The organism is Kosakonia sp. AG348 (assembly GCF_003337365.1).
Lineage (GTDB): Bacteria > Pseudomonadota > Gammaproteobacteria > Enterobacterales > Enterobacteriaceae > Kosakonia.
This window is the reverse complement of record NZ_QPJR01000010.1, coordinates 130,567-154,519: the sequence shown is the minus strand read 5'-3', so window position 1 is coordinate 154,519 and position 23,953 is coordinate 130,567. Positions and strand designations below refer to the sequence as shown.

21 protein-coding genes are annotated in these 23,953 nt (G+C 54.5%); 14 read left to right on the top strand and 7 right to left on the bottom strand.

Annotated features, from left to right (window positions below):
• Nucleotides 1-299 precede the first annotated feature (299 nt).
• The 7 genes from mreB to tldD all read left to right on the top strand — a co-directional run bounded on the left by mreB (nt 300) and on the right by tldD (nt 10,348).
• Entirely contained in the window at nt 300-1,343 is a 1,044-nt protein-coding gene (gene mreB, locus DFO56_RS21035; protein WP_006818047.1) for a rod shape-determining protein MreB, read from the top strand.
• A gap of 64 nt (nt 1,344-1,407) precedes the next feature.
• Nucleotides 1,408-2,406 (top strand): rod shape-determining protein MreC, encoded by a 999-nt coding sequence (gene mreC / locus DFO56_RS21030; protein WP_017457289.1) that lies wholly within the window; start codon nt 1,408-1,410, stop codon nt 2,404-2,406.
• Nucleotides 2,406-2,894, top strand: coding sequence for a rod shape-determining protein MreD (mreD, locus tag DFO56_RS21025; RefSeq protein WP_020455466.1), 489 nt, complete (start codon nt 2,406-2,408; stop codon nt 2,892-2,894). The genes mreC and mreD overlap by 1 nt, the downstream gene beginning before the upstream one ends.
• 7 nt (nt 2,895-2,901) lie before the next feature.
• Entirely contained in the window at nt 2,902-3,495 is a 594-nt protein-coding gene (locus DFO56_RS21020; protein WP_020455465.1) for a nucleoside triphosphate pyrophosphatase, read from the top strand.
• Nucleotides 3,485-4,954 (top strand): ribonuclease G, encoded by a 1,470-nt coding sequence (gene rng, locus DFO56_RS21015; RefSeq protein WP_017457292.1) that lies wholly within the window; start codon nt 3,485-3,487, stop codon nt 4,952-4,954. The genes DFO56_RS21020 and rng overlap by 11 nt, the downstream gene beginning before the upstream one ends.
• A 55-nt stretch (nt 4,955-5,009) precedes the next feature.
• On the top strand, nt 5,010-8,819 hold the full coding sequence (yhdP, locus tag DFO56_RS21010) for an AsmA2 domain-containing protein YhdP (RefSeq protein ID WP_045512711.1): 3,810 nt from the start codon (nt 5,010-5,012) through the stop codon (nt 8,817-8,819).
• 83 nt (nt 8,820-8,902) lie between these two features.
• Nucleotides 8,903-10,348 carry a metalloprotease TldD gene (gene tldD, locus DFO56_RS21005; protein ID WP_044489503.1) on the top strand — a complete coding sequence of 482 codons (1,446 nt, stop codon included), beginning with the start codon at nt 8,903-8,905 and terminating at the stop codon, nt 10,346-10,348.
• Between the two features lie 39 nt (nt 10,349-10,387).
• On the opposite strand, the gene aaeR is transcribed toward tldD, so the two are convergent.
• Nucleotides 10,388-11,311: an HTH-type transcriptional activator AaeR gene (gene aaeR / locus DFO56_RS21000; RefSeq protein ID WP_044489502.1), complete on the bottom strand. Its 924-nt coding sequence runs from the start codon at nt 11,309-11,311 to the stop codon at nt 10,388-10,390.
• Nucleotides 11,312-11,489: 178 nt separating this feature from the next.
• On the opposite strand from aaeR, the gene aaeX reads away from it, so the two are divergent.
• From aaeX to DFO56_RS20975, 5 genes are all read left to right on the top strand, one after another.
• The gene (aaeX, locus tag DFO56_RS20995; RefSeq protein ID WP_020455461.1) at nt 11,490-11,693 is read left to right on the top strand and encodes a p-hydroxybenzoic acid efflux pump operon protein AaeX; all 204 of its coding nucleotides are present in this window, start codon (nt 11,490-11,492) and stop codon (nt 11,691-11,693) included.
• A 7-nt stretch (nt 11,694-11,700) separates the two neighbouring features.
• A complete protein-coding gene (aaeA, locus tag DFO56_RS20990) occupies nt 11,701-12,633 on the top strand; it encodes a p-hydroxybenzoic acid efflux pump subunit AaeA (RefSeq protein WP_045512708.1) in 933 nt (310 codons plus the stop codon).
• Nucleotides 12,634-12,638: 5 nt separating this feature from the next.
• Entirely contained in the window at nt 12,639-14,606 is a 1,968-nt protein-coding gene (aaeB, locus tag DFO56_RS20985; RefSeq protein WP_045512705.1) for a p-hydroxybenzoic acid efflux pump subunit AaeB, read from the top strand.
• An 82-nt stretch (nt 14,607-14,688) separates the two neighbouring features.
• Nucleotides 14,689-16,143, top strand: coding sequence for an NAD-dependent succinate-semialdehyde dehydrogenase (locus DFO56_RS20980; RefSeq protein WP_017457299.1), 1,455 nt, complete (start codon nt 14,689-14,691; stop codon nt 16,141-16,143).
• A gap of 44 nt (nt 16,144-16,187) precedes the next feature.
• Entirely contained in the window at nt 16,188-16,457 is a 270-nt protein-coding gene (locus DFO56_RS20975) for a barstar family protein (RefSeq protein WP_017457300.1), read from the top strand.
• A 61-nt stretch (nt 16,458-16,518) separates the two neighbouring features.
• Here the strand turns inward: DFO56_RS20975 and yhcN (DFO56_RS20970) are convergent, their stop codons facing one another.
• From yhcN (DFO56_RS20970) to argR, 3 genes are all read right to left on the bottom strand, one after another.
• Nucleotides 16,519-16,782 carry a peroxide/acid stress response protein YhcN gene (gene yhcN, locus DFO56_RS20970; RefSeq protein WP_017457301.1) on the bottom strand — a complete coding sequence of 88 codons (264 nt, stop codon included), beginning with the start codon at nt 16,780-16,782 and terminating at the stop codon, nt 16,519-16,521.
• 101 nt (nt 16,783-16,883) lie between these two features.
• Nucleotides 16,884-17,147, bottom strand: a complete 264-nt coding sequence (gene yhcN / locus DFO56_RS20965; RefSeq protein WP_017457302.1) for a peroxide/acid stress response protein YhcN — start codon at nt 17,145-17,147, stop codon at nt 16,884-16,886.
• 381 nt (nt 17,148-17,528) lie between these two features.
• Nucleotides 17,529-17,999, bottom strand: a complete 471-nt coding sequence (gene argR / locus DFO56_RS20960) for a transcriptional regulator ArgR (RefSeq protein ID WP_017457303.1) — start codon at nt 17,997-17,999, stop codon at nt 17,529-17,531.
• A 409-nt stretch (nt 18,000-18,408) separates the two neighbouring features.
• On the opposite strand from argR, the gene mdh reads away from it, so the two are divergent.
• Nucleotides 18,409-19,347, top strand: a complete 939-nt coding sequence (gene mdh, locus DFO56_RS20955) for a malate dehydrogenase (RefSeq protein WP_020455457.1) — start codon at nt 18,409-18,411, stop codon at nt 19,345-19,347.
• 67 nt (nt 19,348-19,414) lie between these two features.
• Here the strand turns inward: mdh and degS are convergent, their stop codons facing one another.
• From degS to zapG, 3 genes are all read right to left on the bottom strand, one after another.
• Nucleotides 19,415-20,482 (bottom strand): outer membrane-stress sensor serine endopeptidase DegS, encoded by a 1,068-nt coding sequence (gene degS / locus DFO56_RS20950; protein ID WP_020455456.1) that lies wholly within the window; start codon nt 20,480-20,482, stop codon nt 19,415-19,417.
• Between the two features lie 92 nt (nt 20,483-20,574).
• The gene (gene degQ / locus DFO56_RS20945; protein ID WP_045512702.1) at nt 20,575-21,951 is read right to left on the bottom strand and encodes a serine endoprotease DegQ; all 1,377 of its coding nucleotides are present in this window, start codon (nt 21,949-21,951) and stop codon (nt 20,575-20,577) included.
• Nucleotides 21,952-22,120: 169 nt separating this feature from the next.
• Complete coding sequence (gene zapG, locus DFO56_RS20940; protein ID WP_017457307.1) at nt 22,121-22,519, bottom strand: Z-ring associated protein ZapG; 399 nt, start codon at nt 22,517-22,519, stop codon at nt 22,121-22,123.
• Nucleotides 22,520-22,708: 189 nt separating this feature from the next.
• Between zapG and zapE the strand changes: the two genes are divergently transcribed.
• A complete protein-coding gene (zapE, locus tag DFO56_RS20935) occupies nt 22,709-23,836 on the top strand; it encodes a cell division protein ZapE (RefSeq protein WP_045512699.1) in 1,128 nt (375 codons plus the stop codon).
• Nucleotides 23,837-23,953: the final 117 nt, after the last annotated feature.

Sequence of the window (23,953 nt, the reverse complement as noted above, 5' to 3'; positions counted from 1 at the left end):
GTTTAAGTCGTTTTCACGTAGAATAATGCGCGCTGCCATGTTTGGGGGTGTGCGTGCCTGCCCGCCGGATTTTCGCAGTGAACAAAGCCGGTTTGTCCTTATGAAAAACTGCAAACGCAACAGACTGGAAGATGGGCTTTTTTTACTTCCGGGCAGAATCATGTCGTTTTGCAACAAAGGAAACAAACTGCACTAATTTTCACCGTAGCAGATGATTCTTATGCCTTGTCGCTGCTACGTGTGGTTGGTAAAGTAAGCGGATTTTGTTTCCGCCCCAGCTTTCAGGATTATCCCTTAGTATGTTGAAAAAATTTCGTGGCATGTTTTCCAATGACCTGTCCATTGACCTGGGTACCGCGAATACCCTGATTTATGTAAAAGGACAAGGCATCGTACTGAATGAGCCTTCCGTGGTGGCCATTCGCCAGGATCGTGCCGGTTCACCGAAAAGTGTGGCCGCAGTCGGTCATGAAGCGAAACAGATGCTTGGTCGTACGCCGGGCAATATCGCAGCCATCCGCCCGATGAAAGACGGTGTCATCGCCGACTTCTTCGTGACCGAAAAAATGCTTCAGCACTTTATCAAACAAGTGCACAGCAACAGCTTTATGCGTCCGAGCCCGCGCGTTCTGGTTTGTGTGCCGGTTGGCGCCACTCAGGTTGAACGCCGTGCAATTCGTGAATCTGCGCAGGGCGCTGGTGCTCGTGAAGTGTTCCTGATTGAAGAACCGATGGCGGCTGCAATTGGCGCTGGCTTACCGGTTTCTGAAGCGACCGGTTCAATGGTGGTGGATATCGGTGGTGGTACCACTGAAGTTGCCGTTATCTCCCTGAACGGCGTGGTTTACTCCTCTTCTGTTCGTATTGGTGGTGATCGCTTCGATGAGGCGATCATTAATTACGTTCGTCGTAACTACGGCTCCCTGATTGGTGAAGCGACCGCAGAACGTATCAAACACGAAATTGGCTCTGCTTACCCGGGCGATGAAGTGCGTGAAATCGAAGTGCGTGGCCGTAACCTGGCTGAAGGTGTTCCGCGTGGCTTCACGCTGAATTCCAACGAAATTCTGGAAGCGCTGCAGGAACCGCTGACCGGCATCGTGAGCGCAGTGATGGTTGCGCTGGAACAGTGCCCGCCGGAACTGGCTTCTGATATCTCTGAGCGCGGTATGGTATTGACCGGTGGTGGCGCGCTGCTGCGCAACCTTGACCGCCTGTTGATGGAAGAAACGGGTATTCCAGTTGTAGTTGCAGAAGATCCACTGACTTGCGTAGCGCGCGGCGGCGGCAAGGCGCTGGAAATGATCGACATGCACGGCGGCGACTTGTTCAGCGAAGAATAGTCCGCGTCAGATGCGAAGCGGATAGTCGCTTCGCATCTGTCTGGCCTGAGAATACGCAAAGCCTATGAAGCCAATTTTTAGCCGTGGCCCGTCACTGCAGATTCGCCTTTTCCTGGCGGTTGTGGTGGCGCTCGGAGTCATTATTGCCGACAGCCGCCTCGGTACGTTCAGTCAAATCAGAACGTACATGGATACTGCCGTCAGTCCTTTCTATTTTATTTCCAATGGTCCCCGCGAATTATTAGATAACGTTTCCCAGACGTTGGCTTCGCGCGACCAGCTTGAGCTTGAAAACCGGGCATTACGTCAGGAACTGCTGCTAAAAAACAGTGAACTGCTGATGTTAGGGCAGTACAAGCAGGAGAACGCGCGCCTGCGTGAACTGCTGGGCTCTCCGCTGCGTCAGGATGAGCAGAAAATGGTGACCCAGGTGATCTCGACGGTTAACGATCCTTACAGCGACCAGGTGGTTATCGACAAAGGCAGTGCGAACGGGGTGTACGAAGGCCAGCCGGTGATCAGCGATAAAGGCGTTGTCGGCCAGGTAGTGGCGGTAGCGAAACTGACCAGCCGCGTCCTGTTGATTTGCGATGCCACTCATGCGCTGCCGATTCAGGTGCTGCGTAACGATATCCGCGTGATTGCCGCCGGTAACGGCTGCACAGACGATCTGCAACTCGAACATTTACCGGCGAATACGGATATTCGTGTTGGCGATGTGCTGGTGACATCAGGTCTGGGCGGGCGTTTCCCGGAAGGGTATCCGGTTGCGGTGGTCTCGTCGGTTAAGCTGGATACCCAGCGTGCTTATACCGTGATTCAGGCGCGTCCAACCGCAGGTCTGCAACGTTTGCGTTATCTGTTGCTGCTGTGGGGCGCGGATCGTAACGGTACTAACCCAAGAACACCGGAAGATGTGCATCGTGTGGCGAACGAACGTCTGCTGCAGATGATGCCGCAGGTACTTCCTTCTCCTGATGCGATGGGTCCGCCTGCGCCAATGCCCGCTCCGGCGACTGGCATTACGCAGCCGCCGCCGCAAGTCTCTCCGGGAGGGCAATAGTGGCAAGTTACCGTAGCCAGGGGCGCTGGGTTATCTGGCTCTCGTTTTTAATTGCACTGTTGCTTCAAATCATGCCCTGGCCGGATGACATCATTGTCTACCGGCCAAACTGGGTATTGCTCATTTTGCTTTACTGGATCCTCGCGCTGCCGCATCGCGTAAATGTTGGCACGGGTTTCGCGATGGGTGCCATACTGGATCTGATTAGCGGATCCACCCTCGGTGTACGCGCGCTTTCGTTAAGCATTGTCGCCTATCTGGTCGCACTGAAATTCCAGTTGTTCCGTAATCTGGCGCTCTGGCAACAGGCGCTGGTGGTGATGCTGTTGTCGCTGGCGACAGAAGTTATTGTCTTCTGGGCGGAGTTTCTGGTTATTAATGTTTCGTTTAAACCAGAAATTTTCTGGAGCAGCCTGGTCAATGGCGTGCTCTGGCCGTGGCTCTTCCTGTTAATGCGTAAGATCCGCCAGCAGTTTGCGGTGCAATAAGGCGTTTATGACTGATATCTGGCTTGCTTCCGGTTCTCCTCGTCGCCAGGAGTTGCTCACCCAACTGGGCGTCACTTTCACGCGTATTGTTCCGGGTATTGAGGAACAGCGTCAGGCGCAGGAGAGCGCCCGCCAGTATGTGTTACGCCTCGCGCGCGAAAAAGCGCAGGCCGGTGTGGCGATGGCCACAAGCGATCTGCCAGTGCTGGGCGCGGACACAATCGTCATATTTAATGGTGAAGTGCTTGAAAAACCAAAAGACTCCTCGCATGCTGCCAGTATGTTGCGCCAGCTTTCCGGGCAAACACATCAGGTGATGACAGCGGTTGCGTTGGCAGATAGCCAGCATGTGCTCGATTGTCTGGTGGAAACAGAAGTGACTTTCAGAGTGTTATCGGAAAAGGATATCGCCGATTACGTCGCCAGCGGGGAACCGCTGGATAAAGCCGGTGCTTATGGCATTCAGGGGCTGGGTGGCTGTTTCGTGAGAAAAATAAACGGTAGTTATCATGCCGTTGTGGGTTTACCGCTGGTGGAAACCTGGGAATTGCTGAGCAATTTTAACGCACTGCGCGAGGGAAAAGATAATCATGACGGCTGAATTGTTGGTCAACGTTACTCCATCGGAAACACGCGTCGCTTATATTGACGGCGGCATTCTGCAGGAAATTCACATCGAGCGCGAAGCACGGCGCGGGATAGTAGGCAATATCTACAAAGGTCGGGTTAGCCGGGTTCTGCCGGGCATGCAGGCGGCTTTTGTAGATATTGGTCTGGAAAAGGCGGCGTTCCTGCACGCCTCCGACATTATGCCGCACACCGAATGCGTTGCCGGGGAAGAGCAGAAAAACTTCACCGTGCGCGACATCTCCGAACTAGTCCGCCAGGGGCAGGACTTAATGGTGCAGGTGGTAAAAGATCCGCTGGGTACTAAAGGTGCGCGCCTGACCACGGATATCACACTGCCATCCCGTTACCTGGTCTTTATGCCGGGCGCTTCGCATGTCGGTGTTTCCCAGCGTATTGAGAGTGAAGCCGAGCGTGAACGCCTTAAGCAGGTCGTTGCGGCGTATTGCGATGAGCAGGGCGGTTTTATTATCCGTACTGCGGCTGAAGGCGTGTGCGAAGAGGATCTCGCCTCCGATGCGGCGTACCTCAAGCGCGTCTGGACGAAGGTGATGGAGCGTAAAAAGCGCCAACAAAGCCGCTGCAAACTGTACGGTGAACTGGCGCTGGCGCAGCGCGTGCTGCGCGATTTCGCCGACGCTCATCTGGATCGTATCCGTGTGGATTCGCGTCTGACGTTTGAAGCGCTGCTGGAGTTCACGGCGGAATACATTCCTGAGATGACCAGCAAGCTCGAACACTACAGCGGCCGCCAGCCGATTTTCGATCTTTACGATGTGGAGAATGAAATTCAGCGCGCGCTGGAGCGCAAAGTGGAACTGAAATCGGGCGGCTATCTGATCATCGATCAAACCGAAGCGATGACCACCGTTGATATCAACACCGGTGCGTTTGTCGGCCATCGCAATCTCGACGACACCATCTTCAACACCAACATTGAAGCCACGCAGGCCATTGCCCGCCAGCTGCGCTTACGCAATCTGGGCGGCATTATCATCATCGATTTTATCGATATGAATAATGATGATCATCGCCGTCGCGTGTTGCACTCGCTGGAGCAGGCGCTGAGCAAAGATCGGGTTAAAACCAGCATTAATGGTTTCTCCCAGCTTGGTCTGGTCGAGATGACGCGCAAACGCACGCGCGAAAGCGTGGAACATGTCCTCTGCAATGAATGCCCCACCTGTCATGGACGCGGCACCGTTAAAACGGTGGAAACCGTGTGCTATGAAATCATGCGCGAGATCGTTCGCGTGCATCATGCTTATGATTCCGATCGTTTCCTGGTTTACGCTTCCCCGGCGGTGGCGGAAGCCCTGAAAGGTGAAGAGTCGCACGCGCTGGCGGAGGTGGAAATCTTCGTTGGCAAGCAGGTAAAAGTGCAAATCGAGCCGCTCTATAATCAGGAGCAGTTTGACGTAGTAATGATGTAATTCGCAGCGTGCTGCGACATGAGCGGGTCTGGGTTTGGTTGACAAGGAGAGAGGCGTGAGGCGACTGCCGGGGATATTGCTGCTTACAGGCGCGACGCTGATTGTTATCGCGGCGCTGCTGGTAAGTGGGCTGCGCCTTGTCCTGCCCCATCTGGATAGCTGGCGCGAGCCCATTCTGGCGCGTATCACCGCACAAACCGGCGTTCCTGTCTCGGCCAGCCAGATACAGGCGCGCTGGGAAAATTTCGGCCCTGAACTGGATGTGCGCGATATTAACGCGACGTTGCCCGATGGCGGCGAGCTGTCGGTCAAACGTGTGACGCTGGCGCTGGATGTCTGGCAAAGCCTGCTGCACATGCGCTGGCAGTTTCGCAATCTCACCTTTTATCAGCTGGTCGCGCATAGCAATACCCCGCTACAACGCAATGACACCGGCGAACCTATCACCACGGATCGCATCAGCGATCTGTTTTTACGCCAGTTCGATCACTTTGATCTGCGCGACAGCCGCATCAGCTTCTTAACGCTCTCCGGGCAGCGCGCTGAGCTGGCGATCCCGCAACTTACCTGGCTTAACGGCAACGATCGTCACCGTGCGGAAGGGCAAGTCAGCCTGTCGAGCCTCACCGGTCAGCACGGCATTATGCAGGTACGCATGGATCTACGTGACGACAACGGGCTGTTGAATAATGGCCGCGTGTGGTTGCAGGCGGACGACATTGATGTCAAACCCTGGCTCGCCAAATGGATGCAGGATAAGGTCGCGCTGGATACCGCGCGCTTCAGCCTTGAAGGCTGGATGACATTAAGCAAAGGTGTGGTGGAAAGCGGCGACGTATGGCTGAAAAAAGGCGGTGCCAGCTGGCAGGGCAATAATACGCAGCACCGCATGACGGTGGATAACCTTACCGCCCATGTCTCTCGTCAGCAGCAGGGCTGGCAGTTTGATGTACCAGTAACGCGTATCGCAATTGATGATCACCCCTGGCCGCAGGGCGCGCTGAGTTTTGCCTGGGTTCCGGCACAGGAAGTGGGCGGTACCAGCAGCGTGCGCAGCGATGAATTGCGCGTACGTGCCAGTAACCTTGAGCTCAGTGGCTTAGAGGGGCTGCTGCCGATTGCGCAGAAAATCTCCCCGGAACTGTATGACATCTGGCATACCATGCAGCCTCGCGGCAAGCTGGAGCAGCTGGCGCTGGATATCCCTTTGCAGGCGACAGAAAAAACGCGCTTCCACGCGCAGTGGCAGGATATTGCCTGGCAACAGTGGGAACTGCTGCCCGGTGTTGAACATCTCAGTGGAACGCTTGCCGGCAGCCTGGAATACGGGCGTTTAACCGCTGATATCGCGCAGGCGAAGATGCCGTATAAGACGGTATTCCCCGAACCGCTGGAGATTGAAAAAGGCGTTGCCACGCTGAACTGGCAGAATAACGAACACGGCTTCCAGTTGGATGGGCGCAATATCGACGTTCAGGCTAATGCCCTGCGCGCACGCGGTGATTTCCGCTATCTCCAGCTGCAAGGTGATGAGCCCTGGTTAGGTATCCTGGCTGGCATCAATGTGACAGATGCCGGGCAAGCCTGGCGCTACTTCCCGGAAAATTTGATGGGTAAAGAGCTGGTAGCGTATCTGAGCTCGTCGATCAAAGGCGGGCAGACGCAAGATGCCACGCTGCTGTTTGGCGGTAATCCTAAGCTCTTCCCGTTTAAGCACAATGAAGGCCAGTTTGAAGTTGCGGTGCCGCTGCGCAACGCGACTTTTGCTTTCCAGCCTGACTGGCCGGCGCTGCAAAACCTCGATATCGATCTCGACTTCCTCAACGACGGCTTGTGGATGAAAAGTAGTCAAGTGGCGCTGGGTGGTGTAACGGCCAGCAACCTGACTGCCAACATCCCGGATTACGTCAAAGAGAAGCTGTTGATTGATGCCGACATTAACGGGCCGGGCAAAGCCGTTGGGCCCTATTTCAAAGAGACGCCGCTGCACGATACGCTGGGTAGTGCGCTGGATGAGCTGCAAATCGATGGTGATGTAAGCGCTCGCTTACATCTTGATATCCCGCTGGACGGCGAGCAGACCGTCGCCAAAGGTGACGTGGCGCTGAACAACAACAGCCTGTTTATCAAGCCGCTTAACAGCACACTGAAGAACCTCAGCGGCAAATTCAGTTTCGAGAACGGTACGCTGAAAAGCGAACCATTACAGGCAACCTGGTTTAACCAACCGGTGAACCTCGATTTCTCCACCACCGAAGGGGATAAAGCCTATCAGGTGGCGGTGAATCTCAACGGAAACTGGCAACCGGCAAAAACCGGCGTTTTACCCCCACAACTTAATGATGCGCTGCGCGGCAGCATCGCATGGAAAGGCGATGTCGGCGTAGAGTTGCCGCACCGTGGCGGCACTACTTACAAGGTCAATATTGACGGCGATCTGGGCAGCCTTGCCAGCACGTTACCGCCGCCGCTGGATAAACCCGCAGGCAAAGCGTTACCGTTGAAGGTAAAGGTAGAAGGGAACCTGCACAGTTTCGATTTAACCGGTAATGCCGGTGGTAACAACCATTTTAACAGCCGCTGGTTGCTGAATAATAAGCTGACGCTCGATCGCGGGATCTGGACCTCAGACAGCCGTACGTTGCCACCGCTGCCGGATCAGGCCGGGCTTGAACTCAACTTGCCAGCAATGAACGGCGCGCAGTGGCTGGGTCTGTTCAGACAGGGCGTGGCAAATAATGTCAGCAGTGCAACCACCTTCCCGCAGAGCATTACGCTGCGTACGCCAGCCCTGACGCTGGGCGGGCAGCAGTGGAATAACCTCAGCATTGTTTCGCAGCCGCAAGATTCGGGTTCGACCATTGAAGCGCAGGGGCGTGAAATCAGCGGTACATTGACGATCCATGATAATGCGCCGTGGCAGGCCGCGATCCGCTACCTCTACTACAACCCGTCGAACACGGCACCGAATGATGATGACATCTCTTCCCCTTCAACGCTGTTGCGCGGTCAGACACGGATCGATTTTACCGGCTGGCCGGATTTGCAACTGCGTTGCGCAGAGTGCTGGCTGTGGGGGCAAAAATATGGTCGCATCGATGGCGATTTCGCCATTCAGGGCGATACGCTGACGCTGGCGAACGGCCTGGTGGACAGCGGCACTGCGCGGCTCACCGCCGACGGTGAATGGGTCAACCGTGAAGGCGCGGAGCGTACTTCACTGAAAGGCGTGCTGCGCGGCGAGAAAATTGATTCTGCAATGGGCTTCTTTGGCATACCGACACCGGTGCGTGATTCGTCGTTTGATATTAATTATGACCTGCACTGGCGCAGCACTCCGTGGCAACCGCAGGAGGAGTCGCTCAATGGCATCCTGCGTACGCGTCTTGGCAAAGGCAAAATTACCGATATCAGCACCGGCCATGCCGGGCAGTTGCTGCGCCTGTTCAGCGTCGACTCGCTGTGGCGTAAATTGCGTTTTGATTTCAGCGATACCTTCAGCAGTGAGGGGTTCTGGTTTGATTCCATTCGCAGCACGGCGTGGATCAAAGACGGTGTGCTGCATACCGACGATACGCTGGTGGACGGTCTGGAAGCGGATATCGCCATGAAAGGCTCGGTGAATTTGGTGCGCCGCGAGCTGGATATGGAAGCGGTGGTTGCGCCAGAAATTTCCGCGACTGTCGGTGTGGCGGCGGCCTTTGCCGTTAACCCGATTGTCGGTGCGGCGGTGTTTGCCGCCAGCAAAGTGCTGGGGCCTCTGTGGAACAAAGTCTCGATTCTGCGCTACCGCATTACCGGCCCGGTCGATCAGCCGCAAATCAACGAAGTCCTGCGCCAGCCGCGTACGGACAAAAAGCAATGATTTGACGGCATCGGCGAATTGCCTCAAGCTCCTTATATCGCACTTTTTATTGCCCGCAGTGGCGGCAACGACGAGAAAAAATGATGAGTCTTAATCTGGTAAGTGAACAACTTCTGGCAGCGAACGGCCTGAGCCATCAGGATCTGTTTGCTATCCTCGGTCAACTGACCGCGCGTCGTCTTGATTACGGCGATCTCTATTTCCAGTCGAGCTATCACGAATCCTGGGTTTTAGAAGACAGCATCATTAAAGATGGTTCTTACAATATCGACCAGGGCGTGGGCGTGCGCGCCGTCAGCGGTGAGAAAACCGGTTTTGCTTATGCAGACCAAATCAGCCTGCTGGCGCTGGAACAGAGCGCGCAGGCTGCGCGTACCATCGTGCGGGAAGAGGGCGATGGCAAAGTGAAAACGCTGGGCGCGGTTGAGCATCAAAGCCTTTATACCAGCATCGATCCGCTGCAAAGCATGAGCCGGGAAGAGAAGCTCGATATTCTGCGTCGCGTGGATAAAACAGCGCGCGCGGCGGATAAACGCGTGCAGGAAGTGACCGCCAGCCTGACTGGCGTTTACGAACTCATTCTGGTGGCGGCGACCGACGGTACGCTGGCGGCGGACGTTCGCCCGCTGGTGCGGCTTTCCGTGAGCGTACAGGTTGAAGACGACGGCAAACGCGAGCGCGGCTCCAGCGGCGGCGGCGGTCGTTTTGGTTATGACTGGTTCTTGCAGGATGTGGATGGCGACGTTCGTGCGGATGCGTGGGCGAAAGAAGCCGTGCGTATGGCGTTGGTCAACCTTTCTGCCGTTGCCGCGCCTGCGGGCACGCTGCCGGTGGTGCTGGGCGCGGGCTGGCCGGGCGTATTGCTGCACGAAGCGGTTGGACATGGGCTGGAAGGCGACTTCAACCGCCGTGGAACATCGGTATTTAGCGGCCAGATGGGGCAACTGGTGGCTTCAGAACTCTGTACCGTTGTGGACGACGGCACCATCGCCGATCGTCGCGGTTCTGTGGCGATTGATGATGAAGGAACGCCGGGCCAGTACAACGTGCTTATCGAAAACGGCGTGTTGAAAGGCTATATGCAGGACAAACTGAACGCGCGTCTGATGGGCGTCAAGCCGACCGGTAACGGGCGTCGTGAATCTTACGCGCATCTGCCGATGCCGCGTATGACCAACACCTATATGCTGGCGGGCAAATCAACGCCGCAGGAGATTATCGAATCTGTCGACTACGGCATCTACGCCCCGAATTTTGGCGGCGGCCAGGTCGATATCACTTCCGGTAAATTCGTCTTCTCCACTTCTGAGGCGTACCTGATTGAAAAAGGTAAGGTCACCAAAGCGGTGAAAGGCGCAACGCTGATTGGCTCCGGTATCGAAGCGATGCAGCAGATCTCCATGGTGGGTAACGATCTGAAGCTGGATAATGGCGTTGGCGTCTGCGGCAAAGAGGGGCAGAGCCTGCCAGTGGGGGTGGGCCAACCGACGCTGAAAGTCGATAACCTGACCGTCGGCGGTACGGCTTAACGCTCTTCTCACCCTCTTCGCACGAAGAGGGTGACTCTCTCACACGCTGCGTCCCTGCATTCCCTGATACACCTTCGCCACTTCAATAAAGTAATCCGTCAGATAGTTAATACACACCTGCACTTTTAGCGGCAGCTTATCTTTTTCGGTATAGAGCGCATAAACCGGGCGCGGATCCGACTGGTAGCGCGGCAGCAGGATCTCAAGTTGACCGCTGTTGATCTCGTCGATCACCCACATTAACGGCACGAATGCGATCCCGGCGCCTGCCGTCAGCCAGCGCGTGAGCGTCATCGGATCGTTAGTGACAAAACGCCCTTGTGGGATTAATCGCGTGGCGATCCCTTCTGGTGCCACCAGCTCAAATTCGTTATCCGGACGCACGCTGTATTCCAGCCATGAGTGGTTAACCATATCCGCTGGCTTTTCAGGAATGCCGTACTGGGCGAGGTAACTTTTTGCCGCGCAAACCACCATTGGCATCGCCCCAAGGCGGCGGGAGAAGAGGCTGGAATCCTGCAATGCGCCGACGCGGATCACCAGATCCAGACCGTCAGCGATAAGATCCGGCGCCGGGATCCCCGTGACGAGATTTACCGACAAACCCGGATGTTCTTTGAGCATGTCGGCGGTCATTTTTGCCAGCACATTTTGCGCCATGGTTGAAGAACTGCCGATACGCAGCGTACCGATGGGGGTGTTGTTAAAGGCGTAAAGCTGCTCGTGAACATCCTGCACTTCATGCAGCATCCGGCGGCAACCCTGATAGTAAATCTTTCCCGCCTCGGTGAGGCCCAGACTGCGCGTGCTGCGGTTTAGCAGCTTTACCTGCAACTCATCTTCAAGTTTGGCGACGGTCTGGCTGATGGAGGAAACACTCATTTGTAGCTGTCGGGCAGCGGCGGTAAACGAACCTAATTCCACCACTTTGGCAAACACCGACATGCGTTTTAGTCGTTCCATTATTCACTCTGAGTTAAAAGTGATTTAGATCACATAATATAGATAACAGCATAACAGTTACGTTAATATACTATCTATTAAGAATATTCACGTCACTCTCGCCTGGCTCTCCTTGCCCTTACTCCTGCGGTGACGTTAGAACGAATTGTCACCTGCACGCTGTCTAATCAAGGTCAACATGAGTCTGTTTCCCGTCATCGTGGTGTTCGGTTTGTCGTTCCCACCGATTTTTGTCGAATTAATTTTGTCACTGGCGATCTTCTGGCTGGTGCGCCGGATGCTGGTCCCCACCGGGATCTATGACTTTGTCTGGCACCCGGCGCTGTTTAACACTGCGCTGTATTGCTGCCTTTTTTACCTGCTGTCGCGCCTGTTTGTTTGAGGTAGAAGTGAAAACACTAACAAGAAATATCTCTCGCACCGCTATCACTATGGTGCTGGTGATCCTGGCGTTCATCGCGATTTTCCGCGCCTGGGTTTATTACACCGAATCGCCCTGGACGCGCGACGCGCGCTTTAGTGCCGACGTCGTCGCTATCGCGCCAGATGTCACTGGCCTTGTCACCGCCGTCAATGTGCATGACAACCAACTGGTGAAAGAGGGCCAGGTGCTGTTCACCATCGATCAACCGCGTTACCAAAAAGCGCTGGCGGAAGATGAAGCCGATGTCGCTTACTACGAAGCGCTGGTGGCGGAAAAACGCCGGGAAGCCGGGCGGCGTAATCAGTTAGGCGTACAGGCCATGTCGCGCGAAGAGATCGACCAAGCCAATAACACCCTGCAAACCGTGCTGCATCAGCTGGCCAAAGCCCAGGCGGCACGCGATCTGGCGAAGCTGGATCTGGAGCGTACGATCATTCGAGCACCGGCCGATGGTTGGGTCACAAACCTGAATGTGTACGCCGGTGAATTTATTACCCGGGGTTCCACCGCGGTGGCGCTGGTGAAACAACACACGTTCTACGTTCTGGCGTACATGGAAGAGACCAAGCTGGAAGGCGTGCGTCCGGGTTATCGCGCGGAGATCACCCCGCTTGGCAGCAACCTGGTATTGAAAGGGACGGTGGATAGCATCGCCGCAGGCGTCACGAACGCCAGCAGCAGCAATGACAGCAAAGGCATGGCGACCGTCGATTCCAACCTTGAATGGGTGCGGCTGGCGCAGCGTGTGCCGGTGCGCATTCGTCTTGACAAACAACAAGGCAACCTGTGGCCAGCGGGAACGACCGCAACGGTGGTGGTGACGGGTAAATCCGATCGTGATGAAAGCCAGGATTCGTTCTTTCGCAAAATGGCGCATCGCCTGCGTGAGCTGGGGTAATCGCTATGGGGCTGTTATCCATTGCCAGCCAGCATTTGCGTTTTGCTTTCAAGCTGGCCTTTGCCGTGGTGCTGGCACTGTTTGTTGGCTTTCACTTTCAGCTTGAAACCCCGCGCTGGGCGGTGTTAACCGCGGCGATTGTCGCGGCGGGACCCGCTTTTGCCGCCGGTGGCGAGCCCTATTCCGGGGCGATTCGCTACCGGGGGATGTTGCGTATTGTCGGCACCTTTATCGGCTGTATCGCCGGGCTGGCCATCATCATCATGCTGATCCGTACCCCGCTTCTGATGTTAATGGTGTGCTGTGTCTGGGCCGGGTTTTGTACCTGGGTCTCGTCGCTGGTGCGCGTTGAAAACTCTTACGCCTGGGGGCTGGCGGGTTATACCGCGTTAATTATTGTCGTTACCATTCAGACGGAACCACTGCTGGCACCGCAATTTGCCGTTGAGCGGTGCAGTGAAATCGTGGTGGGCATTCTCTGCGCGATTGTTGCCGATCTGCTCTTTTCCCCGCGCTCCGTCAAACAGGAAATTGACCGCGAGCTGGATAGCCTGCTGCTGGCGCACTATCAACTGATGCAGTTGTGTATCAAACATGGTGACAGCGAAGAGGTGGATAAAGCCTGGGCTGCGCTGGTGCGCCGTACCACGGCACTTGAAGGGATGCGCAGCAATCTGAATATTGAGTCTTCCCGTTGGGGACGCGCTAACCGCCGCCTGAAAGTGATCAATACCCTGTCGCTGACGCTCATCACCCAGGCGTGTGAAACCTATCTGATTCAGAACACCCGACCGGAGCTTATCACCGACACGTTTCGCGAGCTGTTTGCCGAGCCGGTCGATAACGTGCAGGAGATGCACAAGCAGTTAAAAAGAATGCGCCGGGTCATTGCCTGGACCGGTGAGCGGGAAACGCCAGTTACTATTTATAGCTGGGTTGGTGCAGCGACCCGCTATCTGCTGCTAAAACGCGGTGTGATTGGCAACGCGAAAATCAGCGCTGTTGAAGAAGAGGTTCTGCAGGGCGAAGTGGTGGTGAAAGCAGAATCAGCCGAACGCCACCATGCGATGGTTAACTTCTGGCGCACCACGCTTTCTTGCATGCTGGGCACCTTGTTCTGGCTGTGGACCGGCTGGACATCCGGCAGCGGTTCGATGGTGATGATCGCGGTGGTCACGTCGCTGGCGATGCGTCTGCCCAACCCGAAAATGGTGGCGAAAGACTTTATTTACGGCATGTTATGGGCGCTGCCGATTGGTTCGTTTTATTACCTGGTTATCCTGCCATCGACGCAACAAAGCATGCTGCTGCTGTGTATTAGCCTGGCGGTACTGGCATTCTTTATTGGTATTGAAGTGCAAAAAAGGCGGCTGGGTTCAATGGCGACGCTGGCGGGCACCATTAATATTCTGGTGCTCGATAATCCGATGACCTTTAAATTCAGCCAGTTTCTTGATAACGCGCTGGGTCAGCTGGTTGGCGTGGTTCTGGCGATGGTCGTGCTTTTGCTGGTGCGGGATAACTCCCAGGCGCGCACCGGGCGCATGCTGTTGAACCAGTTTGTTTCTGCTGCTGTCTCGGCAATGACCACCAATACTGCGCGGCGCAAAGAGAACCATCTGCCCGCGCTGTATCAACAGCTTTTCTTGCTGCTGAATAAATTTCCTGGTGATATCGCGAAGTTTCGCCTCGCGCTGACGTTGATTATTGCGCATCAGCGCCTGCGGGATGCGCCGGTGCCGATTAATGATGATCTTTCGGCTTTTCATCGCCAGTTACGGCGTACGGCGTCACAAGTGATATCCGCAGGTAACGACACGAAACGTCGCAGTTACTTCACCCAGTTGCTGGAAGAACTGGATATCTACCAGCACAAGCTACATCACTGGAACGCACCGCCGCAGGTTACCGAGCCGGTACACCGGCTAACAGGTATGTTGCACAAATATCAACATGCACTGACCAGCAGTTAATGCCAAACCGACGCCAAAAGCGTCGGTTTTTTTATAGCTATACTTTCCAGAAGTTTTTATAAACCGCAGATCGGGAGGACAAATGACAACGCAGTCACTGCAGGACAACGCGCTTTTTCAGACCGGCTATCTGGTTGATGGGGTCTGGAAAACGCTGGACACCACCTTTGACGTTCTGAATCCGGCTACGGGTGAAACTATCGCGAAAGTTGCCAAAGCAGGTAAGAAAGAGACAGAAGAAGCCATTGCCGCCGCAACGCGCGCTTTTCCTGCATGGCGGGCGAAAACCGCGAAAGAGCGTTCGACCATTTTGTACCGCTGGTATGAATTGATCATTGAAAACAAAAGCTGGCTGGGCAGATTGATGACCACTGAGCAGGGCAAACCATTGAAAGAAGCGGAAGGTGAAGTCGACTATGCCGCCAGCTTTATTCAGTGGTTTGCTGAGCAGGCGAAACGCGCAAACGGTGAAATTATCCCGCCCATTAAACCAGGCTCACGCATTCTGGCGACACGAGAACCGATTGGCGTGGTGGCCGCGATTACACCGTGGAATTTCCCGATGGCGATGTTGACCCGTAAACTGGGGCCCGCCTTGGCGGCAGGCTGTACCGGCGTTATCAAACCGGCAAATAACACGCCACTTAGCGCTTTTGCGTTGCTGGCGCTGGCGAAAAAAGCCGGTGTGCCGGATGGCGTGCTGAATGCCGTTGCCGGGAACACGTCTGAAATCAGCGATGCCATTATGGCCAGCCATGACGTGCGCAAAATCTCGTTCACCGGCTCGACGGCGGTGGGGAAAACGCTGGTGCGCAACGCGGCTGAAACCATGAAAAAAGTGTCGATGGAGCTGGGAGGGAATGCGCCTTATATCGTGTTTGAGGATGCTGACATTGACGCTGCGGTGCAGGGTGCTATCGCCAATAAATTCCGTAATGCGGGGCAGGTGTGCGTCAGCGTTAACCGCTTCTATATCCATGAATCTGTCTACGACACCTTTACGCAAAAACTGACAGAGGCTGTTAATGCATTAAAAGTGGGGAATGGTCTGGATGAAGGGGTGGTTGTCGGACCGCTGATTGAACGCGCTGCGGTGGATAAAGTGCGCGAGCACGTCGACGATGCCGTCGCCAAAGGGGCGAAAGTATTGGCCGGCGGTAAACCGCACAGCCTCGGCGGAAACTTCTGGCAGCCAACGGTGCTGGGTGATTGCAGCGATGGCATGAAACTGGCGCAGGAAGAGACGTTTGGTCCGGTAGCTGCCTGTTTCCGTTTCACCAGCGAAGAGGAGGTGGTGCAGCGCGCCAACGCAACACCGTTTGGTCTGGCCGCCTATTTCTATACGCAGAACCTGCAGCGGGTATTCCGCGTTTCGCAGGCGATCGAAAGCGGCATGATCGGCATTAACGAGTGCGCGGTATCAACGGAGCTGGGGCCGTTTGGCGGGGTGAAAGAATCCGGTCTCGGCCGGGAAGGTTCGGTGCTGGGGTTGGAAGAGTTTCTGGAAGTGAAAACTCTGCACCTTGGGGGATTGTAATCATGCGGGCGGCGTTTGCCGCCCTGTTGGGCTGATGGCGGAAAATGAATATCTACACTTTCGATTTTAAACATATTGACGATCAAAGTGCTTTCTACCGCGAGTTTAGCCGCCAGTTCGCTATTGAGCGCGAGAAAGTTCACGATCTGGATTCCCTGTGGGACACTGTGATGGATGGCGCGCTGCCTTTGCCGCTGGAAATTGAATTTATTCATCTGCCGGAAAAACAGCGCCGCCGTTTTGGGGCATTGATCCTGCTATTTGATGAAGCGGAAGAGGAGCTGGAAGGCGAGCTGCGGTTTAATGTGCGGTGAGCGAAGGCAAAAAAAAGCCCCTGACAGGCAGGGGCAAGTCGTCGGACAAGACGACGAGGGTTTATTTATACAGTTCAGCCGTAACGTGGGTGCTATCCCCCGTACGTGCTTCAATAATACGGTAGCTGCTCGCGCCAGCCTGATCGGCTTTAGCAGAGAGCTCCTGGCGAATGTCCATCGGGACGCCCGCTCTTTGGGAAATAGAAACACTGCCGATAGATTGCAGGTTGCTGGCTTGATCGCTGTTAACAAGCGTTGCGGCGCTCGCGCCGAAAGAGATCAGGGATGCAAGGCCAAGGGATGCGATGATGAGATTACGTTTCATTGTCTGTCTCCTTTAGAGAGGCTCAACGGCGAGAAGGATTGAACTGCTATTTTTGTGCCTGGTGCCGTTGAGGGACGAATACATAGGGTTATCGGTAAAACTTATTTGTACAGCTCTGCGGTTGCGTGCCACTGGTCGCCGCTACGTGCTTCAATAATGCGGTAAGCTGACGCACCTTGTTCTTCCGCTTTTTTGCTCAGTTGCGCGTTCATGTCCATTGGTGATGCGGTGACAGAACCGATAGAAACAGTACCCAGCGACTGGCGAGATTGCGCCTGTTCCGCGTTGATGGAATCCGCCGCGAAAGCGCCAAATGACAGGGCTGAAAGGATACTCAATGTTGCAACGGTTGATTTGATATTCATGTCTCTTACCTCGTCGTATTCTTTTCTTTAAATTTTTCGGAGGGCCTCGTTTCGTGACCCTCATCACAAAATCAAGTATACACTAGTCACGCGAATAATTAATACCAAGCTAATTATAACTATGATGAATGGGAATATGATTTGTGGTTTTATATTGCTTAAAGGCATAAAAAACAGCATTCAGGTAAGAATTTAGTTAACGATAGTTAAGAAAATCATATGGATAGCTGAATTTGATTTTTTGTGCGGTGGTATACGCTGGGAAAGGGAGGTGAAACCATAAATCGCACTAACTGCTAAGTTAGCGGTAGGTGAAAAGTCGAATTGTGGAGCAAAAAGCCGAACATTCCCCCGCGAGCGAAGCCGGGGGAGAGACGTTAATTACAGTTCTTGTTCGAACAGTACCAGAATCGCTTCGTAGAGATCTTTCACCGTGAAGCCTTTGGCTGGTGTGGTGAAAATAGTGTCATCCCCGGCGATGGTACCAAGGATGCCTTCCGCTTTACCCAGAGAGTCCAGCAGACGCGCAATCAGTTGCGCAGCGCCGGGGCTGGTGTGGATCACCACGACGGCATCGTTGTAATCGATATCCAGCACCAGGTTTTTCAGCGGGCTGGAGGTCGTAGGAACACCCAGTTCGATTGGCAGGCAATAGACCATTTCCATTTTCGCGTTGCGCGTGCGCACCGCACCGAATTTGGTCAGCATGCGAGAGACTTTAGACTGATTGATATTGTCGAAGCCCTCTTCTTGCAGAGCCTGAACAATTTCTCCCTGAGAACTGAATTTCTCTTCTTTAAGAAGCGCCTTAAACGCTTTAACTAATTCTTCTTGTTTTGCCGAGCTTCGCATAAGTCACCCGTAATATGGCCGTGAAAACAACATTATTATGCATATTGATGAATTTTTATGCAAATATTCTCGCGAGGGAATTTCTGAAAACTGCTGAGAAGGCGCGAAGTTTATCAAATCCTGTGATGAAGCACAGCCACATGTGTCTTACGTCGCAAATAAGATTAAAAAGTAAATTAAATGTTATAAAGTTGATGTTATTTTGGTGAATATCGCAGCTATATTATAGACTCTGAGTGTTAGTTGCTTAGCTTGCCGATCTGACGGTCATATCCATCCTTATATAAGATCTTAACAGTGGGCTGCGCCGCACTATTTTGGCGCGTTTACTGTCATAATTACCAGGGTGGATTAAGGTCGCCGCAACGGAGTAACAAAATATTTAGCTAACCATAATAAGGAGTTTAGGATGAAAGTCGCAGTCCTCGGCGCGGCCGGCGGTATCGGTCAAGCGCTCGCCCTACTACTGAAAACACAACTGCCTTCAGGTTCAGAACTCTCCCTGTATGATATTGCACCTGTAACCCCTGGGGTTGCCGTTGACCTCAGCCATATTCCTACCGCTGTAACCATTAAAGGCTTCTCCGGCGATGATGCGACGCCTGCGCTGGAAGGCGCCGATGTGGTGCTGATTTCCGCGGGTGTGGCGCGTAAACCGGGTATGGATCGCTCCGACCTGTTTAACGTCAACGCTGGTATCGTGAAAAACCTGGTCGCTCAGGTGGCGAAAACCGCGCCGAAAGCCTGTATTGGCATCATCACTAACCCGGTAAACACGACAGTCGCGATTGCCGCTGAAGTGCTGAAAAAAGCCGGTGTTTACGATAAGAACAAGCTGTTTGGCGTTACCACGCTGGACATCATCCGTTCCAACACCTTCGTGGCAGAGTTGAAAGGCAAACAGCCAACGGATATCGAAGTCCCGGTTATCGGTGGTCACTCTGGTGTAACAATCCTTCCGCTGCTGTCGCAAATCCCGGGCGTAAGCTTCAGCGAACAGGAAGTGGCCGATCTGACAAAACGCATTCAGAACGCCGGTACAGAAGTGGTCGAGGCGAAAGCGGGTGGCGGTTCAGCAACGCTTTCCATGGGCCAGGCCGCCGCACGTTTTGGTTTGTCGCTGGTGCGCGCGCTGCAGGGCGAGCAAGGCGTTGTTGAGTGCGCTTATGTGGAAGGTGACGGCGAATACGCGCGTTTCTTCTCGCAGCCGCTGCTGCTGGGCAAAAACGGTATCGAGGAGCGTCATGCTATCGGTAAGCTCAGCGCATTTGAACAGCAGTCGCTGGAAGGCATGCTGGATACGCTGAAAAAAGATATTCAGCTTGGTGTCGATTTCGTCAATCGTTAAGCCTTGTTGTCCTGCACGTGCAGGAAGAAAAAACCGGAGCCTGTTGCTCCGGTTTTTTTTATGGCACTCAGTTGGTCGCCGGGTATTCCTGAATCGTGACCTTGAAGGTGAGTTTCTTGTCGTCGCGCATGACCTCGACCGGAATTTCAGACCCTGGCCGGATTTCCGCCACTTGATCCATGGTTTCGAGGGCGGAAACAGCCGGTTTTCCGTTCACCGAGGTGATCACATCATTGACCTGAATCCCCGCGCGTGCCGCCGGGCCATCCGGCGAGACTTCGTTGACGACAATCCCCTGGATCGGATCGATACCGCCGCCCTGAGTATGCAACGGCGCGATCTCCCGGCCTCCAATGCCAATATAGCCACGGATCACGCGGCCATCACGGATCAACTTATCCATGATTTTGGTCGCCAGCTGGAAGGGAATGGCGAATCCGATACCTTCCGGCGTTTCGCCGTCATTACTTTTATCAAACGACAGGGTGTTGATACCCATCAGTTCGCCCAGCGAATTCACCAGCGCGCCGCCGGAGTTACCGTGGTTAATGGATGCATCGGTCTGCAAAAAGTTTTGCCGCCCGCTGGGATTCAGACCGATACGACCCGTGGCGCTAATAATCCCCTGGGTCGTCGTTTGACCAAGGTTATACGGGTTGCCGATCGCCAGCACCACATCGCCGATATGCGGTGTGCGCTTTGTGTTGATGGGGATCACCGGCAAGCCGCCGTTCGCATTAATCTTCAATACCGCCAGATCAGTCAACGTATCCGAGCCCACCAGTAACGCTTCAAACACCCGACCATCCTGCAGCGCGACAATGATTTGGTCCGCATCGTTGATCACATGTTTGTTGGTGATGATATAGCCGCGTTGATCCATGATGACGCCGGAACCGAGCGTACGTATTTCGAGGCGATCATGGGTGGAGCTATTCAGGCTACGGTTATAGACGTTCACGACCGCAGGCGCTGCGCGACGAACTGCCGGGTTATAGCTGGCAGGCGTTTCATCGGCGCTGTCGATTTGCGGCGTCGCGAGCGGAATGTTTTTACGCAGCGAAGGCATGGCGGCGATGATCAGACCACCGACGACCAAACCGATTGCCACGGAACGTAAAAGCTTCACATACATGATGGGATAGTCATTAAAAGGAGAACGGCAGCAGCATAACATGAGTTATCCGGACATCACACGCAGGCGGTGATGTCCGGCGGCAGAATTACTTAGCGCAGCAGCAGATAGATACTGTCGTTGCCCCGCACGATATGCAGTGCCATAACGGAAGGTTTCGCTTCCAGCACTTTGCGCATTTCAGCAATCGACTGAACACGATCGCGGTTAACGCCAATGATCACGTCATCTTTATGCAGGCCAGCCTGCGCGGCGGCGCTGCCTTTTTCCACATTACCAACGGTGATGCCTTTGGTGCCATCTTTCAGCTGACCATCGCTCAGCTCCGCGCCTTGCAGTGATGGAGAGATCAGTTCGGCGCTGGCGGAAGATGAGGTGCTTTTATCAAGCGTCACTTCAACATCCATTGGTTTACCATCGCGTAACAGGCCTAACTTCACTTTGGCACCTGGTTCGGTGGTCGCAATACGCGAACGCAGTTCAGCGAAGCTGCTCAGGGGCTTACCGTTCAGGCTAACAATCACATCACCCGATTTGATCCCTGCTTTCGCCGAACCCGAATTCGGCAGCACTTCACTGACAAATGCGCCGCGCTGCACGTTCAGGTTAAAGGCTTTGGCGATATCCGCGCTCATTTCGGTGCCTTTAATGCCCAGCAGACCGCGTTTGATTTCACCAAACTGAATCAACTGGCGAGAGAGGGTTTGCGCCATGTTACTTGGGATCGCGAAGCCGATGCCGACGCTACCGCCGCCCGGTGCGAGTATCGCCGTGTTAATGCCGATAAGTTCGCCGTTCAGGTTGAGCAGCGCGCCGCCGGAGTTGCCACGGTTAATGGAAGCATCGGTCTGGATAAAGTTTTCCAGCCCTTCAAGGTTCAGGCCGCTGCGACCGAGCGCAGAGACAATCCCGGATGTGGCGGTTTGCCCCAAGCCGAAGGGGTTGCCAACGGCAATAACGAAGTCGCCAACGCGCAGTTGATCGGAATCGGCGATGGCAATTTGCGTCAGATTGCTCGCATTTTGTAATTGCAGCAGCGCAATGTCGCTCTGGTCGTCGCCGCCAATCAATTTGGCTTCGAATTCGCGGCCGTCATTCAACTGCACATTGATTTTTTGTGCCTGGTTAATCACGTGGTTATTGGTCAGCACGTAACCTTTAGCGGCGTCGATAATCACCCCGGAGCCGAGACCTTCAAACGGCTGAGGCTGCTGCTGGGGTTGATCCGGCATCTCTTCGCCGAAATATTTTTTCAGCTCTTCAGGGACCTTCTGACCTTGTACCGCCGTGCCTTCTACCTGCACGCTAACAACCGCTGGCAGAACCTTTTCCAGCACCGGCGCGAGGCTGGGTAACGCTCCCTGACCAGGGACTTGTGACGGCATTGCCGCAAGGGTCTGAAGGGGTGCCGAGAGAGTTAACCCGACACTTAACGCAAATGCACTCAACAGCTGGGTTTGTTTCTTCATTGATGCTGGCTCTCGTAACCTGAAGTGGAAGGAATGACGCCCCAAAACAGTTTGATGTTATTGAAATTTCAACCGGGTAACAATGAGGTGAATGACTAAATAATAGCTGCGATGCGCAAGAAGGGACGGGCGCAAGGAGCGCGCCCGTAAATATTTATGATGTGTTCGATTACTTACGGCTGGCGCCGCCGCGCAGCAGGCCGGAAGCACCTTCAGAATAGTCACGCGGGATCTGCACCGGTGCCTGATCGTTGCTGGCTTCAGATTCAGCCAGACGGTTGCGGAACGGGTTCTCTTCCGCAGACATTTCCGGCAGCAGGCTGGACGAACTTTTCGCCATATGCTGATAAAGCTGGCGGTAGTCGTGCGCCATGTTATCCAGCAGTTCAGCGCTGCGGGCAAAATGGCTTACCAGCTCTTCGCGATACTCTTCGAGTTCCGCTTTGTTTTTTTCCAGCTCATACTGCAAGGCCTGCTGTTGGCGCAATTTGCGGTTTCCGAAACGCATACCCACGGCACCAATAATAATGCCGACAACCAACCCAATTAGCGCATATTCCCAGGTCATGAACTTCTCCCGTTGTTTTTTGATTCCGTAGGGTGTGGGCTGCAAGCTCCTGCCTGCGCCTGATTGTGCCACTATAACCGCTAATCGTGCAGAAGTGGAATCCTGACGCAGCATCGCGTAGTGTAGAACGGCCTTTTTTTCGTCAACCCTGTGGGGGCGGATCGATTTTCAAGGAATAACAACAACACCATGCAGAGCCTTTCCCCAACATCGCGATATTTAAATGCCCTGAACGAGGGTAGCCATCAACCGGATGATGTGCAAAAAGAAGCCGTCTCACGGCTGGATGTCATTTACCAGGCATTAATTAACCGAAGCGAACCCGCCGCGCCGCAACGTGGTGGCTTGATGGCGAAATTTAGCAAGCTGCTCGGCAAACGTGAGCCCAAAGAAGCCGCACCTGTGCGTGGTCTCTATATGTGGGGCGGCGTCGGGCGGGGAAAAACCTGGCTGATGGACATGTTCTATCAAAGTCTGCCCGGCGAGCGTAAACAGCGTCTGCACTTTCACCGCTTTATGCTGCGCGTCCATGAAGAGCTGACCTCGCTACAGGGGCAAAGCGATCCGCTGGAAATCGTGGCCGACCGCTTTAAAGCCGAAACCGATGTGCTGTGCTTTGACGAGTTTTTTGTCTCGGATATCACGGACGCCATGCTGCTTGGCGGGCTGATGAAAGCGCTGTTCGCACGTGGTATCACGCTGGTTGCGACATCGAACATTCCGCCGGATGAACTGTACCGTAACGGTTTGCAGCGGGCGCGGTTTTTACCTGCGATTGACGCTATTAAGCAGTTTTGCGACGTCATGAATGTCGACGCGGGTGTGGACTACCGGCTGCGTACACTAACGCAGGCGCACCTGTGGTTAACGCCGTTAGATGCCAGTACCGCTCAGCAGATGGACAAATTGTGGCTGGCGTTGGCGGGTGCGGCACGACAAAACGCGCCGGAACTGGAGATTAATCATCGGCCATTGCCCACGCTGGGTGTGGAAAACCAGACGCTGGCGGTGTCGTTTTCTACCCTCTGCGTGGATGCCCGCAGCCAGCATGACTACATTGCGCTTTCACGGCTCTTTCATACGGTAATGTTATTTGATGTGCCGGTGATGACGCCGCTGATGGAGAGCGAAGCGCGGCGGTTTATCGCGCTGGTGGATGAGTTCTACGAGCGTCACGTGAAGCTGGTGGTTAGCGCCGCGGCAGCGTTGCATGACATCTATAAGGGTGAGCGGCTGAAGTTTGAGTTCCAGCGCTGTTTATCTCGCTTGCAGGAGATGCAGAGCGAAGAATATCTGAAACGCGCACATATGCCCTGATGCGGCCTTGCCTTCTTTTATTGCCAGAGGGCGACAAAACCTGCGTCAAATCACGAAAAGGGGTCGATCTTTGACCCCGACTTCTCTATAATCCTGCGACCCCACGTTACAAGAAGG

Coding starts and splice junctions, on each gene's coding strand:
- mreB (WP_006818047.1), top strand. CDS start 300: ATGTTGAAAAAATTTCGTGGCATGTTTTCCAATGACCTGTCCATTGAC.
- mreC (WP_017457289.1), top strand. CDS start 1,408: ATGAAGCCAATTTTTAGCCGTGGCCCGTCACTGCAGATTCGCCTTTTC.
- DFO56_RS21020 (WP_020455465.1), top strand. CDS start 2,902: ATGACTGATATCTGGCTTGCTTCCGGTTCTCCTCGTCGCCAGGAGTTG.
- rng (WP_017457292.1), top strand. CDS start 3,485: ATGACGGCTGAATTGTTGGTCAACGTTACTCCATCGGAAACACGCGTC.
- tldD (WP_044489503.1), top strand. CDS start 8,903: ATGAGTCTTAATCTGGTAAGTGAACAACTTCTGGCAGCGAACGGCCTG.
- aaeR (WP_044489502.1), bottom strand. CDS start 11,311: ATGGAACGACTAAAACGCATGTCGGTGTTTGCCAAAGTGGTGGAATTA.
- aaeX (WP_020455461.1), top strand. CDS start 11,490: ATGAGTCTGTTTCCCGTCATCGTGGTGTTCGGTTTGTCGTTCCCACCG.
- aaeB (WP_045512705.1), top strand. CDS start 12,639: ATGGGGCTGTTATCCATTGCCAGCCAGCATTTGCGTTTTGCTTTCAAG.
- DFO56_RS20980 (WP_017457299.1), top strand. CDS start 14,689: ATGACAACGCAGTCACTGCAGGACAACGCGCTTTTTCAGACCGGCTAT.
- DFO56_RS20975 (WP_017457300.1), top strand. CDS start 16,188: ATGAATATCTACACTTTCGATTTTAAACATATTGACGATCAAAGTGCT.
- yhcN (WP_017457301.1), bottom strand. CDS start 16,782: ATGAAACGTAATCTCATCATCGCATCCCTTGGCCTTGCATCCCTGATC.
- yhcN (WP_017457302.1), bottom strand. CDS start 17,147: ATGAATATCAAATCAACCGTTGCAACATTGAGTATCCTTTCAGCCCTG.
- argR (WP_017457303.1), bottom strand. CDS start 17,999: ATGCGAAGCTCGGCAAAACAAGAAGAATTAGTTAAAGCGTTTAAGGCG.
- mdh (WP_020455457.1), top strand. CDS start 18,409: ATGAAAGTCGCAGTCCTCGGCGCGGCCGGCGGTATCGGTCAAGCGCTC.
- degS (WP_020455456.1), bottom strand. CDS start 20,482: ATGTATGTGAAGCTTTTACGTTCCGTGGCAATCGGTTTGGTCGTCGGT.
- degQ (WP_045512702.1), bottom strand. CDS start 21,951: ATGAAGAAACAAACCCAGCTGTTGAGTGCATTTGCGTTAAGTGTCGGG.
- zapG (WP_017457307.1), bottom strand. CDS start 22,519: ATGACCTGGGAATATGCGCTAATTGGGTTGGTTGTCGGCATTATTATT.
- zapE (WP_045512699.1), top strand. CDS start 22,709: ATGCAGAGCCTTTCCCCAACATCGCGATATTTAAATGCCCTGAACGAG.